Source organism: Streptomyces sp. NPDC050211 (genome assembly GCF_040656035.1).
Taxonomy (GTDB): domain Bacteria; phylum Actinomycetota; class Actinomycetes; order Streptomycetales; family Streptomycetaceae; genus Streptomyces.
Map to the genome: position 1 here is coordinate 17,636 of NZ_JBFALC010000017.1, position 13,091 is coordinate 30,726.

Annotated in this window: 11 protein-coding genes and 1 riboswitch; of the genes, 2 read left to right on the top strand and 9 right to left on the bottom strand. The window is 71.5% G+C overall.

Translation table 11 applies throughout. The features are described from left to right. Positions 1-131 precede the first annotated feature (131 nt). Complete coding sequence (locus AB0I98_RS19280) at positions 132-986, bottom strand: sulfurtransferase (RefSeq protein ID WP_362943018.1); 855 nt, start codon at positions 984-986, stop codon at positions 132-134. Between the two features lie 298 nt (positions 987-1,284). On the opposite strand from AB0I98_RS19280, the gene AB0I98_RS19285 reads away from it, so the two are divergent. Further along, a complete protein-coding gene (locus tag AB0I98_RS19285; protein WP_362943021.1) occupies positions 1,285-2,079 on the top strand; it encodes a VOC family protein in 795 nt (264 codons plus the stop codon). Positions 2,080-2,081: 2 nt separating this feature from the next. On the opposite strand, the gene AB0I98_RS19290 is transcribed toward AB0I98_RS19285, so the two are convergent. From AB0I98_RS19290 to AB0I98_RS19305, 4 genes are all read right to left on the bottom strand, one after another. After that, positions 2,082-2,729: a thymidine kinase gene (locus AB0I98_RS19290; RefSeq protein WP_362943024.1), complete on the bottom strand. Its 648-nt coding sequence runs from the start codon at positions 2,727-2,729 to the stop codon at positions 2,082-2,084. 43 nt (positions 2,730-2,772) lie between these two features. Continuing rightward, on the bottom strand, positions 2,773-3,969 hold the full coding sequence (locus AB0I98_RS19295; protein ID WP_362943027.1) for a nucleotide pyrophosphatase/phosphodiesterase family protein: 1,197 nt from the start codon (positions 3,967-3,969) through the stop codon (positions 2,773-2,775). Then, positions 3,969-4,556, bottom strand: coding sequence for a DUF5998 family protein (locus tag AB0I98_RS19300; protein ID WP_328355284.1), 588 nt, complete (start codon positions 4,554-4,556; stop codon positions 3,969-3,971). Before AB0I98_RS19300 ends, AB0I98_RS19295 begins: the two co-directional genes overlap by 1 nt. An 86-nt stretch (positions 4,557-4,642) precedes the next feature. Beyond that, a complete protein-coding gene (locus tag AB0I98_RS19305; protein WP_362943030.1) occupies positions 4,643-7,480 on the bottom strand; it encodes a GNAT family N-acetyltransferase in 2,838 nt (945 codons plus the stop codon). A 179-nt stretch (positions 7,481-7,659) separates the two neighbouring features. On the opposite strand from AB0I98_RS19305, the gene AB0I98_RS19310 reads away from it, so the two are divergent. Next, positions 7,660-7,941, top strand: coding sequence for an HPr family phosphocarrier protein (locus tag AB0I98_RS19310; RefSeq protein ID WP_362943033.1), 282 nt, complete (start codon positions 7,660-7,662; stop codon positions 7,939-7,941). A gap of 115 nt (positions 7,942-8,056) precedes the next feature. On the opposite strand, the gene AB0I98_RS19315 is transcribed toward AB0I98_RS19310, so the two are convergent. The 4 genes from AB0I98_RS19315 to AB0I98_RS19330 all read right to left on the bottom strand — a co-directional run bounded on the left by AB0I98_RS19315 (position 8,057) and on the right by AB0I98_RS19330 (position 12,883). After that, positions 8,057-8,752: a GntR family transcriptional regulator gene (locus AB0I98_RS19315; RefSeq protein ID WP_362943036.1), complete on the bottom strand. Its 696-nt coding sequence runs from the start codon at positions 8,750-8,752 to the stop codon at positions 8,057-8,059. Between the two features lie 188 nt (positions 8,753-8,940). Then, entirely contained in the window at positions 8,941-9,720 is a 780-nt protein-coding gene (locus AB0I98_RS19320) for a M23 family metallopeptidase (RefSeq protein ID WP_362943039.1), read from the bottom strand. 13 nt (positions 9,721-9,733) lie between these two features. Next, positions 9,734-9,900, bottom strand: a riboswitch (cyclic di-AMP (ydaO/yuaA leader). 212 nt (positions 9,901-10,112) lie between these two features. Continuing rightward, on the bottom strand, positions 10,113-11,501 hold the full coding sequence (locus AB0I98_RS19325; protein ID WP_362943042.1) for a pitrilysin family protein: 1,389 nt from the start codon (positions 11,499-11,501) through the stop codon (positions 10,113-10,115). Further along, positions 11,498-12,883 carry a pitrilysin family protein gene (locus AB0I98_RS19330; RefSeq protein WP_362943268.1) on the bottom strand — a complete coding sequence of 462 codons (1,386 nt, stop codon included), beginning with the start codon at positions 12,881-12,883 and terminating at the stop codon, positions 11,498-11,500. The genes AB0I98_RS19325 and AB0I98_RS19330 overlap by 4 nt, the downstream gene beginning before the upstream one ends. Positions 12,884-13,091 lie beyond the last annotated feature (208 nt).

Sequence of the window (13,091 nt, forward strand, 5' to 3'; positions counted from 1 at the left end):
CTCCGTTTCTGGGCGCCGCGGGTCCTTTTTGGTGTCCGGCCCCCGCCGTAAGACCCCGGCGTCGTCGGGCGACCCACTGGGGGCCCCGCCCCCTCCCCGGCCGCGGGCCCCACTGTCGTACGGCTGAACGGCTACTGAGGATCCGGCCCCACGGCGACCGGCCGGGACGGATCCGCGGACCACTCCGACCAGGACCCGACGTACAGCGCCGCCGGAATTCCCGCGACCGCCAGGGCGAGCACCTCATGGGCGGCGGAGACTCCCGAACCGCAGTACACGCCGACCTCCGGGCCGTCCTCGGACGCGCCCAGGGTCTTGAACCGGGCCCGCAGCTCGTCCGCGGCGAGGAAGCGGCCGTCCGGCGCCACGTTCTCGTTCGTGGGCGCGGAGACGGCGCCCGGAATGTGACCGCCTACCGGATCGATCGGCTCCACTTCTCCTCGGTACCGCTCCCCCGCCCGCGCGTCGAGCAGCACGCCGCTCCGGGCCAACGCCGCGGCTCCCTCGGCATCCAGCATGTCCACCGCCCCCGGCACCGGCTGGAAGTCGCCCTCGGCCGGCACGGGGACGGTCGTCTCCAGCGGACCCTGCCAAGCGGGCAGCCCGCCGTCGAGGACCCGCACGTCCGGATGCCCCGTCCAGCGCAGCAGCCACCAGGCGCGTGCCGCGGCCCAGCCCTGGCCGCCGTCGTACGCGACCACGGGGACCGACGACGAGACACCGGCCCGGCGCATGGCCGTACCGAATTCGGCCATGTCGGGCAGCGGATGCCGGCCGTGCTCGCCCGGTGCCGACGCGAGTTCACGGTCCAGATCGACGTAGACCGCGCCGGGGAGATGCCCGGCCTCGTACTCGGCCCGCCCGTCGAAGGGCGGTTCACCGGCCGCCTTGGCCACGCTCAGCTGCCAGCGGACGTCGAGCAGGACGGGCGGGGTCGGTCCCGCCAGCTCGCTCGCGAGTTCGGTTGCGGAGATGATGGCGTTCATGGCCACCATCCTTGCGTATGGGGTGGCCGCATCGTCCATGTCCGACTACTCTGCTCGGCCGGACAGCCCCGATCACGAGGCGTACGGGATCGGGCACATGCTGTACAGCAGATCGACATCCGTCGGCAATCGCACCGAAATGGGCAAGGAACCGCAGACCGGGCATTCTCCGGGCATGGGCCCGCAAAGACGGCGGCGCGCCCGGAGCGCGCGGTCCCATGGGGGTGCGAGCATCGGCACGGGGGTCCGCAGAGCGGCGGCGACACGGCTGCCGCAAGGGGTCGAGGAGAGAGTGACGATGACCGAGGCACGGGGGTCGGCCGGCCCGAACGGCGAAACGCACGCGCCCGGCACGCCCTGCTGGGTGAGTCTGATGGTGCACGGGCTGACCACGACCCAGGAGTTCTACGGGGCTCTGTTCGGCTGGGAGTTCCGGCCCGGCCCCCAACAGCTCGGCCCCTATGTGCGGGCGCTGCTCGACGACTGTGACGTGGCCGGCATCGGCCAGCTCCCGCCGGACCGGCATCTCCCCATCGCCTGGACGCCCTACCTGGCCTCGGACGACGTCGATCTGACCGCCGAGACGGTACGGCTGTGCGGCGGCACCGTCGGGGTGGGCCCGCTGGACGCGGAGGATGCCGGGCGGCTGGTTATCGGTTCGGATCCCTCGGGCGCGGTCTTCGGCGTGTGGCAGGCGGCGGCGCATCGCGGCACGGCCATCGCCGGGGTGCCCGGCACTCCGGTCTGGCACGAGTTGCTGACCTTCGAGACGGCGAGCGTCGCCAAGTTCTACGAGACCGTGTTCGAGTACGACGAGGAGCCGGTGATCTCCGCCGACTTCGACTACGTGACCCTGCTCATCGACGGCCGCCCGGTCGCCGGTATCCACGGCGTCGGCAACTCCCTGCCCCGCGACCGGGGTCCGCACTGGGTGACGTACTTCGAAGTCGCCGACACGGACGAGAGCCTCGCGCAGGTCGCCGACCTCGGCGGGCATGTCCTCAAGCCGGCCCACGACACCGAACACGGCCGCGTGGCCACGGTCGCGGATCCCGAGGGCGCCAGGTTCTGCCTGGTCCAGAGCCCGGCCTGAGCTCAGGCCGACGAAACCGGCAGCACGTCCGGTGACAGCGCCGCCGCGTGTGCCGTCGCCGCGGTCATACGGCGGCGATGGTGGCGGCGGCACAGGACCTCGTAGCCGATGTCGTCCGCCTGGTTGACGTCGCCGACGACGACCTGGGCACCCTCGACGACCATCGCGCCGCCTATCGTGCGGGCGTTGTGCGTGGCGCGGGCGCCGCACCAGCACAGGGCCTCGACCTGGAGGACCTCGACCCGGTCGGCGAGTTCGACGAGGCGCTGGGATCCCGGGAACAGCTTGGAGCGGAAGTCGGTCGTGATGCCGAAGGCGTAGACGTCGAGACCCAGATCGTCGACCACGCGCGCGAGTTGGTCGATCTGCTCCGGCGCGAGGAACTGCGCCTCGTCCGCGATGACGTAGTCCGCGCGGCCACCGTGGGAGAGGTGGTCGACGAGGTAGGCGTACAGGTCCTGCCCGTCCTCGACCTCCACCGCGTCCGTGACCAGCCCGAGCCGGGACGACAGCTTGCCCTCGCCCGCCCGGTCGTCGCGCGTGAAGATCACGCCCTGCAGCCCGCGCGCCGAACGGTTGTGCTCTATCTGCAGAGCCAGCGTCGACTTCCCGCAGTCCATCGTTCCGGAGAAGAACACCAGCTCGGGCATGGGGAGTTGAGCACCTTTCGGCAAGGATCTACGAGAGTGGGCGTCAGGAGCGTACTTCGAGCAGCGGGACCAACTGCTCGGCAGGGGTCATCGAGCCGTGGTTGCCGACCATCGCCGACTCCTTCGGCTCCCGCTCCGAGGCGATGATCAGCACGTCGTCCCGGGCCGCCGCGACGACGTCGCCGATCCGGTCGTACACCCGCTCGTCGCATTCCCCGGGCTGCCCGAACCAGCCCGCCGCGAGCGCCTCGTCCCGCGACGCCACCCAGAACTGCTCGCCGAGCACCTCGCGCCAGCAGGTCAGGACGTCGTTCGCGGCGCCCGGCACCGCGTAGACGTGGCGGGCGCGGCCCTCGCCGCCCAGCAGGGCGACACCGGCGCGCAGTTCCCAGTCCTCGTCGAAGTCGATGCGGTGCTGCTCGTCGAAGGGGACGTCGATCATGCCGTGGTCGGCGGTGACGTACAGCGCGGTGTGCGGCGGCAGTTGCTCGGCGAGGCGCTGGACCAGCCGGTCGACGTACATGAGCTGGCCGCGCCAGGTGTCGGAGTCGACGCCGAAGCGGTGGCCGGCGCCGTCGAGTTCGGCGTAGTACGTGTAGACGAGCGAGCGGTCGCCCGCGGCCAGTTGCTCGGCCGCGAGGTCCATGCGGTCCTCGCCGGTCAGCCGCCCGTGGAACGTTCCGCCGCTGAGCGCCACCTTCGTCAGCGGGGTGTTCTGGAAGGCGGGAGAGGTCACCTGGGCCGCGTGCACGCCCGCGTCCTGGGCCAGCTGGAAGACCGTGGGGTACGGCTGCCAGGGGCGCGGCGCGGTCCAGGGATGCCAGCGCAGCTGGTTCATCAGCTCGCCGGTGGCCGGATTGCGGACGGTGTATCCGGGCAGGCCGTGGGCGCCCGGCGGCCGGCCGGTGCCGACGGAGGCGAGAGAGGTCGCGGTGGTCGCCGGGTATCCGGCGGTGAGCGGACGGCCCGTGCCCCCGCGCGAGCTGCCGATGAGGGAGCTCATGAAGGGCGCGTCCTGCGGGTGCGCCTTCAGCTGCTCCCAGCCGAGGCCGTCGATCAGGAACACGCAGTTGCGGTCGGCCGCGGTCAGCTCCGCGATGGTCGCGGTCATTCCGGGTACGTCCATGCCGGCGGCCAGCGTGGGGAGCAGGTCGGCGAGTGAGCCGCTGCCGTACTCGGGCCGGGGGGCAGAGTCGACGGTGAGGGGTTCTGGGTGGGTGTCCCAGGCTGGCTGAACCATCAGTTGTCGAGATCCGCTGTTGCCTCGGAGAGCGACTGGGCGAAGGCGAGGGCCTGGCGGACCGTCTCCGGGCCGTCACCGGCCTCGCTGACCCGCAGGCTGAGGTCGTCGGCCGTCGAGCTGCCCGTGTAGCCGTGGTCGGCCTCGCAGTTGGGGTCACCGCAGGCGGCGGGCTCCAGGTCGAGCCGGGAGACGGCGCCCCAGCCGATGGTCAGCACGACCTCGCGGGGCAGCGTGCCCGGCGTGTACGACTCCGGGTTGGCGACGACCCGGCTGACCACGACGGACGAGATCCGGCTGAGCTTGACCGACTCGGTGGAGGTCGTGGCATACGGCGTCGGGGAGGTGCTGTCGGCCGCCTGCTCATCGGTGTGGCTGACGATGAAGCGGTTGCCGGTGAGGACAAGCACGGTCACATGCCGCCGCACCTCGTTCTGGTCGAACGTGGTCTCCTGGTGGACCAGGAACGACCGCATGGGCTCGCCGCCCACAGCGGCCTCCACCGCCTCGGCCACGAGGGCCGGGTAGTAGCCGCTGCGCTCGATCGCCGCTCGCAGCCCCTGGGTCGTCGTACTGGTCTTGGCCATGACGCCATCCTACGGGGGCCCACTGACTGCGAGGCACCGGTCACGCCGGTCTCTCCCGCCTGCCCGCCTCTCATGCGGGCCGCTCTCTAATACACCGGAAGCGTTCGCGGGCCGAGGTCGTCGCGGGCGGGCGGAGGTGCCAGCCGAACAGAGGCTCCGAGCACGCTGACCCCGTGCTGGGCCACGACTACCGGCTCCAGGGTCACCGCGACGACCTCCGGGTGGTCGTCCACCAGCCGCGACACCCGCAGCAGCAGCTCCTCCAAGGCTGGGGTGTCGACCGGCGTCGAGCCGCGCCAGCCGAACAGGAGCGGCGCCGTCCGGATCGACCGCACCAGCGAGGTCGCCTCCCGGTCGGTGACCGGGACGATCCGGTGCGCCGTGTCGCCGAGCAGCTGGGAGGCGGCCCCGGCGAGCCCGAACGACAGCACCGCCCCGGCAGCCGGATCGATCACCGCCCGTACGACGGTGTCCACCCCGCGCGGCGCCATCCCCTGCACCACCGGCCGCAGCTCCTGCGGCTTCCCGAACAGCTCCGTCAACTCGGCGTACGCCCTGCGCAGTTGCTCCTCGTCCGCCAGATCCAGCCGTACGCCGCCCAGATCGGCCCGGTGCCTCAGGTGCGGGGCCGTGGCCTTGAGGGCGACGGGGTAGCCGAGGGCGTCGGCGGCCGCGGCGGCGTCATCGGGTGACAGCGCGGGGAGAGCCCGATGGACCCCGATCCCGTACTTCCCGAGCAGCTCACACGTCTCCTCGGTCCCCAGAGTCAACCCCTGCCCCCGCGCCAACAGCCCGTCGATCAGCTGGGCAGCACCCTTCTCATCGATGTCCTCGTACTCGGGCACCTTGCCGGGTTCGGCGGCATCACGCCGCCACTGCGCATACTTCACGGCTTCGCCCAAGGCACGGACGGCACGCTCGGCGGCGGGGTAGGCGGGAATGAGCCCCACGTCATCAGGTGCCGCTGCCGCTCCCGCGGTGGGCAGTCGTTCCGCAGGGCGGAACGGATGGGCACCGCCTGCAGCGCCGGGTTCCACTGAACCCGCCTGTGGTGCAGTACTGGCCGCAGCCGACAACGCCTCCGCCAGCCCCCCAAGCTCCACATGCACCACCAGCACCGGCTTCCCGGGAACCTCCGCCGCGGCCGACCGCAACGCCTCCGCCAACATCGCATCCCCGACCGACGACTCCCCGATCGCCGGTATCGCCGTCACCACCACCGCATCGCACGCGTCATCCGCCAACACCCGCGACAACGCCGCATGGAAGTCCTCCGCGGTCGCCCCCGTGGTCAGGTCCAGCGGAGCCAACGGCCGCAGCCCCTCGGAGAGACACGCGTCGTACGTCAGCAACCCCAGCGACTCCGAGTTCCCCAGGATCGCCACCCGAGGCCCCGCGGGCAGCGGCTGACGCGCGAGCAACAGCCCCGCGTCGACCAGCTCGGTGATCGTGTCCACCCGGATCACCCCGGCCTGCCGCAGCAACGCGGACACCGTGGCATGCGGCAACCGCGTCGCCCGCACCGCATGCCCCTGCGGCGCCGCACCCCCGTGCCGCGCGCCCTGCACGACGACCAACGGCTTCGCCGCCGCCGTACGCCGGGCGAGCCGAGTGAACTTGCGGGGGTTGCCGATGGACTCCAGGTACATGAGGACGACGTCGGTCTCCGGGTCGTCGTACCAGTACTGAAGGACGTCGTTCCCGGACACGTCCGCCCGGTTGCCGGACGACACGAAGGTGGACACGCCGGTGACCCCGGTGACCCCGCCCCCGCGCCGGTGCAGCCGGGACAGGAGCGCGATCCCGATGGCGCCGGACTGGGCGAAGAGCCCGATGCGGCCGGGGCGGGGCATCTCGGGGGCGAGGGACGCGTTCAGCCGGACGCCGTCGGACGTGTTGATGATCCCGAACGCGTTGGGGCCGATGATCCGCATGCCGTACGCGCGCGCGTGCCGTACGAGTTCCCGCTGCCGCTCGCGCCCCTCGGGACCGCTCTCGGCGTACCCGGCGGAGATCACGACGAGCCCCTGCACGCCGTGCTCGCCGCACTCGGTGACGACCTCGGGGACGTGGTCCGCGGGCACGGCGACGACCGCGAGATCGACGGGCCCCTCGATGTCCCGCACGGAGCGGTAGGCCGGCACCCCGTCGAGGTCCTTGAACTCCTCGGGAAGGGCCCGGTTCACGGCGTACAGACCGCCCGTGAACCCGGCGTCCCGGATGTTGCCGAGGACGCTGCGGCCCACGCCGCCGGGGGTTCGGCCGGCGCCGATGACGGCGACGGAGCCGGGCATCAGCAGCCGCTGCACGGACCGCGCCTCGGCGCGCTGCTCGCGCGCGTACTGCACGGCGAGCGACCGGTCGGTGGGTTCGAGGTCAAACTCCAGGCGTACGACGCCGTCCTCGAAGCTGCGCTTCTGGGTGTACCCGGCGTCCGTGAACACCTTGATCATCTTGCTGTTGGCGGGCAGCACCTCCGCGGCGAAGCGACGGATGCCGCGCTCGCGGGCGACGGCGGCGATGTGCTCGAGGAGGGCGGAGGCGACACCGCGCCCCTGATGGGCGTCCTGCACGAGGAAGGCGACCTCGGCCTCGTCGGCCGGCGCCGACGCGGGCAGCCCCTCGGCGCCGATGCGGTCATAGCGTACGGTGGCGATGAACTCGCCGCCGATGGTGGCCGCGAGTCCCACCCGGTCCACAAAGTCGTGGTGCGTGAAGCGGTGGACGTCCTTGGCGGACAGACGCGGGTAGGGCGCGAAGAAGCGGTAGTACTTCGACTCGTCCGACACCTGCTCGTAGAAGCTGACCAGGCGCTCGGCGTCATCAACGGTGATGGGGCGGATGCGCGCGGTGCCGCCGTCGCGCAGCACCACGTCGGCTTCCCAGTGGGCGGGGTACTCGTGCCGGTCCGGCGCGCTCTGCATGGGGCCCAGAGTACGGCTCGCGTACGACAACGGCGCGAGGCAGTCTGTGGAGGACGGAAGTCGGGCCGAGGCCGCGGTCCGACGGCACTTCAAGCACGGGACGCACGAGCGTTCCGGGCTTGCTTCGCGATATGGGAAACTGGTCTAGACAACCCTGAACACCTGAAGGGCAGCATCACATGGCTGAGCGCCGCGTCAACGTCGGCTGGGCCGAGGGTCTCCACGCCCGCCCCGCCTCCATCTTCGTCCGGGCCACCACGGCCTCAGGGGTCCCCGTGACGATCGCCAAGGCCGACGGCAACCCCGTCAACGCGGCCTCCATGCTGGCTGTCCTCGGGCTCGGCGCCCAGGGCGGCGAGGAGATCGTGCTCGCCTCCGACGCCGAGGGCGCGGACATCGCCCTCGACCGGCTGGCGAAGCTGGTCGCCGAGGGGCTCGAGGAGCTTCCCGAGACCGTCTGAGAAGCAGAATTGAAGGGCTCGTCCGAATTACCGGGCGAGCCCTTCGCATTTTCCGATCGCGGGCAGCAGAAATAATCCCCCACGAATTAGCCCCTCTTTGTATACGGCTCTTGTGTTAATGCCGCAGGCTCGTCATGTTTACGGGATGTTGCGAGTTCCTCACACGCTCCGTGCGCTCTCCCGGGACACCGAATCGCAGCCGGTGCACGACCGTCGAGCGCTCCGTGTGCTGCGCCGTGACCGCCCGCGCGCGCTCGCCGTCGCCGCGCGCCACGGCGTCGACGATCGCGCCGTGCTCCGCCCAGGACTCCACGGGGTTGGCCGGCGCCTCCACGGCGTACATCCAGGCGATCTTGTGCCGCAGCTGCGTCAGCATCGAGGTCAGCGCTGGGCTGCCGGAGGCCTGGGCGAGCGTCTCGTGGAACCAGCCGCCCAGGGAGCGCAGATCCTCGCTGTTGCCCCGCCTGGCCCGCTCCTGACCCAGCCTGACCAGGCCGCGCAGCACCTTCAGATGCGCCTCGGTGCGCCGCTGGGCGGCCCGGGAGGCGCCGAGCGGCTCCAGGAGCATGCGCATCTCCAGCAGGTCGGCGGCCTCCTGCTCGGTCGGTTCCGCGACGCACGCGCCCGCGTGCCGCCGGGTCACCACGAACCCCTCGGCTTCCAGCGTGCGCAGGGCCTCGCGGACGGGGACGCGCGAGACGCCGTAGCGGCGCGCCAGGAGTTCTTCGGTGAGTCGGCTGCCACGCTCGTAGACACCGGCGACGATGTCGTCCCGGATCGCCGTGCATACCGAGTGCGCCGGAATACGCATGACCGACCTCCGCTTTAATCCCCGTGAAACGTCGACGATTGACGCGTGTTCAGTGACTCTATGGCAATGAGCCGGAATTTCCGATGGCGGGTCGGAATCCATGGATATTTTTTGGACAGCCGGGGGTATGAAAGGCCGAAAGCCCCGGCTCGGGGAGCCGGGGCCCAGGGTCGCTCAGAGGTCTGTCGTCAGAGGTTCACGCCGTGCGAGCGCAGGTAGGCGACGGGGTCGATGTCGGAGCCGTACTCCGCGGTCGTACGGGCCTCGAAGTGCAGATGCGCCCCGGTGACGTTGCCGGTCGCGCCGGAGAGGCCTATCTGCTGGCCCGGGGTGACGCTCTGGCCCACCGAGACGCCGATGGACGACAGATGGCCGTACTGGGTGTACGTGCCGTCGTTCATCTTGATCACGACCTGGTTGCCGTACGAGCCCTCCCAGCCCGCCTCGACGACGGTGCCGCTGCCGACCGCGTGGACGGAGGTGCCGCTGGCGGCGTGGAAGTCGACGCCGGTGTGGCTGCCGGAGGACCACACGGAGCCGCCGGCGCCGTAGCCGGTGGAGACGTACGAGCCGGTGATCGGCAGGACGTAGCTGTTGAGGCGCTTGCGCTCGGCCTCGCGGGCGGCGCGCTCCTTGGCCTCGCGGGCCTGCTGCGCCCGCTCCGCCGCGGCCTTCTTCTTCGCCTCGGCGGCCTTCTTCTTGGCTTCGGCGGCCTTCTTGGCGGCGGCGGCTTCTTCGGCGGCCTGCTGCTGGGCGGCGGCCTGTTCGGCGATCTGGTCGGCGGCGGCGCTGCTGAGGACCGGGATCAGGCCGGTCGTCTCGGCCGCCGGCTCGGCGGCGAGTGCGGGAGCGGCCAGGGTGCCGATGACGCCGGTGGTGGTGAGGGCCGCGACGCCCGCCGCGCGGGCGGTGGTGCGCTGGATGCGGCTGGGACGGCGGTGCTTCCCGGTGGCGCGGGTGAACGCCATGTAGTGGCTGGTCCTTTCCTTCCTTCTCGCCTACCGGGTTAGCTGACGGGTTCGGAGCAGGAAGGTCTCCTACGGACCCCCTCGCGGCACGCGCGGGCATCCGATTCACCCCAGGGACTACGTTGGTGGGTCCCCGGCTCCCCTGGCTCGCGCCATCTGGGGACTCGGCGATGACTGCCCGGTGCCGCGGGTGCGGCGCAGTGCCTGACGGACAGCCCGGAAGACGCTAAACGGGGCATCTGTCAATCCCCAAACGGATCACGGCTTTTGTAGCGCATGCCACAGGCCAGACAGGCAACCTCTCCCGTAATTCGGGCATAAGGGAGCCCCGGTGACGCTTCCGTCACCGGGGCTCCACGCGCGCGTGCCCGAGAGTTCGCCTCTCCTCGGCTCTACTCGGCGGACACGACCGTGACTTGACCGATGCCGAGGGCCTCCACCGGCTCCTTGATCTGCGCCGCGTCGCCCACGAGCACCGTCACCAGACGGTCCACCGGGAAGGCGCGTACGGCAGCCGCGGTGGCCTCGACGGTGCCGGTCGCGGCGAGCTCCCGGTACAGCGTGGCCTGGTAGTCGTCCGGCAGGTACTGCTCCACCTGGTCGGCCAGTGTGCTGGCCACGGCCGCGGCGGTCTCGTACTTCAGCGGCGCCACACCGACCAGGTTCTGTACGGCGACATCGCGCTCGGCGTCGGTGAGCCCGTCGGCGGCGAGCGTCCGCAGCACCGTCCACAGGTCCTGCAGCGCGGGACCGGTGTTCGGGGTGTCGACGGAGCCGCTGATGGCGAGCATGCCGGCGCCCGAGCCGTCCGGGGCGGACCTGAGGACCTGCCCGAACGCCCGCACTCCGTAGGTGTAGCCCTTCTCCTCGCGCAGGACGCGGTCGAGCCGGGAGGTGAGGGTGCCGCCGAGGCAGTAGGTGCCGAGCACCTGGGCGGGCCACACGCGGTCGTGCCGGTCGACACCGACGCGGCCGATGAGCAGCTGCGTCTGGACGGCGCCGGGGCGGTCCACGATGACGACGCGGCCGGTGTCGTCGGCGGTCACCGGCGGCACCGGCCGCGGCTGCGCGGGCGAGCCGGTCCAGGCGCCGATCGTCTCGCCGAGCAGCACGTCCAGGTCGATGCCTGTGAGGTCGCCGACGACCACGGCGGTGGCCGTGGCGGGACGTACGTGCTTCTCGTAGAAGGCGCGTACGGCCGCGGAGTCGATGTTCTCGACCGTCTCCTCGGTGCCCTGGCGCGGACGCGACATGCGCGAGTCGGCCGGGAACAGCTCCTTGGACAGCTCCTTGGCGGCCCGGCGGGAGGGGTTGGCCAGCTCGTGCGGGATCTCGTCGAGGCGGTTGCGGACGAGCCGTTCGACCTCGCTGTCGGCGAAGGCGGGCGCCCTGAGGGCGTCGGCGAGCAGGCCGAGCGCCTTGGACAGCCGCGAGGCCGGGACCTCCAGGCTGAGCCGGACGCCGGGGTGGTCGGCGTGCGCGTCGAGGGTGGCTCCGCAGCGCTCCAGCTCGGCGGCGAACTCCTCGGCGGAGTACTTGTCGGTGCCCTCGGAGAAGGCCCGCGCCATGATCGTGGCAACACCGTCGAGGCCCGCCGGTTCGGCCTCCAGCGGCGCGTCCAGGAGCACCTCCACGGCGACGACCTGCTGGCCGGGGCGGTGGCAGCGCAGGACCGTGACGCCGTTGTCGAGGATCCCGCGCGCGGGGGCCGGGAACGCCCACGGCCTGGCCTCGCCGGCCCGGGGCTCGGGGTGGAATTCCATAGTGGCGAGCTCGGTCACTTGGCCGCCTCCTCGTTGTCGTCGGTGGCTTCCACGGTCGCCGCGGACTCCAGGTCTTCGGTGGGTTCCTCGACGGTCTCCGTGGGGACGGTCGGCTCGTAGACGAGCACCGCGCGGTTGTCGGGCCGCAGGCGTGCCTTGGCGACCTCCTGGACCTCCTCGGCGGTCACCTCGAGCACCCGCCCGACGGCGGTGAGGGCGAGCTGCGGGTCGCCGAACAGGACGGCGTACCGGCACAGTTCGTCGGCGCGGCCCGCGACCGTGCCGAGCCGGTCCAGCCACTCGCGCTCCAACTGGGCCTGGGCGCGCTCCATCTCCTCGGCCGTGGGGCCCTCCGCGGCGAACCGGGCGAGCTCCTCGTCGATGGCGGTCTCGATGACGGGCACCTCGACGTCACCGGACGTCTTCACGTCCAGCCACCCCAGGGAGGGGGCGCCGGCCAGCCGCAGCAGGCCGAACCCGGCGGCGACGGCCGTACGGTCGCGTCGTACGAGCCGGTTGTAGAGGCGGGAGGACTCACCGCCGCCGAGGACGGTGAGCGCCAGGTCGGCCGCGTCGCACGCGCGCGTGCCGTCGTGCGGCAGCCGGTAGGCGGCCATCAACGCGCGCGCGGGGACCTCTTCCTCGACGATCTCGCGCAGCTGCTCGCCGATGATCTCCGGCAGTTGGCCGTCGCGCGGGGCGGGCTTGCCGTCGTGCGCGGGGATGGAGCCGAAGTACTTCTCGATCCAGGCGAGCGTCTGCTCGGGGTCGATGTCGCCGACCACGGAGAGCACCGCGTTGTTGGGCGCGTAGTACGTCCGGAAGAACGCGCGCGCGTCCTCCAGGGTCGCCGCGTCCAGGTCGGCCATCGAGCCGATCGGGGTGTGGTGGTACGGGTGGCCCTCCGGGTAGGCGAGGGCGGTCAGCTTCTCGAAAGCCGTGCCATAGGGGACGTTGTCGTAGCGCTGCCGGCGCTCGTTCTTCACGACGTCGCGCTGGTTCTCCATGGACTCGTCGTCGAGGGCGGCGAGCAGGGAGCCCATGCGGTCGGCCTCCAGCCAGAGGGCGAGCTCCAGCTGGTGGGTGGGCATGGTCTCGAAGTAGTTGGTGCGCTCGAAGCTGGTGGTGCCGTTCAGCGAGCCGCCGGCGCCCTGCACCTTCTCGAAGTGGCCGTTGCCCTTCACCTGGCCCGAGCCCTGGAACATCAGATGCTCGAAAAGGTGAGCCAGGCCGGTACGGCCCTTGACTTCGTGGCGCGAGCCGACGTCGTACCAGAGGCACACCGCCGCAACCGGGGTCAGGTGGTCCTCGGAGAGCACCACGCGCAGGCCGTTGGCCAGGCGGTGCTCGGTCGCTGTCAGGCCCCCGGTGCCTGCCTGGTCTGTGGCCGTGTGACCCATGGGCATGTACGTCCCTTCGATCGCGGAAACACTCGTCGTAACTGCGGAAATCCCGCCGGTCCTGCCACTGTATGCAAGCGTGCGGAGGGTCGGCGAAGTTCCCGCCCGACGTACGCCCAGAGCGAGATCGCGTAGCCTGCGGACGTGTTGTCCCGCCTGAGGCGGGCGGCACCTGTGAACGCCGGGCGGGACGGCCGACGCCGGGTCC

Coding starts and splice junctions, on each gene's coding strand:
- AB0I98_RS19280 (WP_362943018.1), bottom strand. CDS start 986: ATGAACGCCATCATCTCCGCAACCGAACTCGCGAGCGAGCTGGCGGGA.
- AB0I98_RS19285 (WP_362943021.1), top strand. CDS start 1,285: ATGACCGAGGCACGGGGGTCGGCCGGCCCGAACGGCGAAACGCACGCG.
- AB0I98_RS19290 (WP_362943024.1), bottom strand. CDS start 2,729: ATGCCCGAGCTGGTGTTCTTCTCCGGAACGATGGACTGCGGGAAGTCG.
- AB0I98_RS19295 (WP_362943027.1), bottom strand. CDS start 3,969: ATGGTTCAGCCAGCCTGGGACACCCACCCAGAACCCCTCACCGTCGAC.
- AB0I98_RS19300 (WP_328355284.1), bottom strand. CDS start 4,556: ATGGCCAAGACCAGTACGACGACCCAGGGGCTGCGAGCGGCGATCGAG.
- AB0I98_RS19305 (WP_362943030.1), bottom strand. CDS start 7,480: ATGCAGAGCGCGCCGGACCGGCACGAGTACCCCGCCCACTGGGAAGCC.
- AB0I98_RS19310 (WP_362943033.1), top strand. CDS start 7,660: ATGGCTGAGCGCCGCGTCAACGTCGGCTGGGCCGAGGGTCTCCACGCC.
- AB0I98_RS19315 (WP_362943036.1), bottom strand. CDS start 8,752: ATGCGTATTCCGGCGCACTCGGTATGCACGGCGATCCGGGACGACATC.
- AB0I98_RS19320 (WP_362943039.1), bottom strand. CDS start 9,720: ATGGCGTTCACCCGCGCCACCGGGAAGCACCGCCGTCCCAGCCGCATC.
- AB0I98_RS19330 (WP_362943268.1), bottom strand. CDS start 12,883: ATGGGTCACACGGCCACAGACCAGGCAGGCACCGGGGGCCTGACAGCG.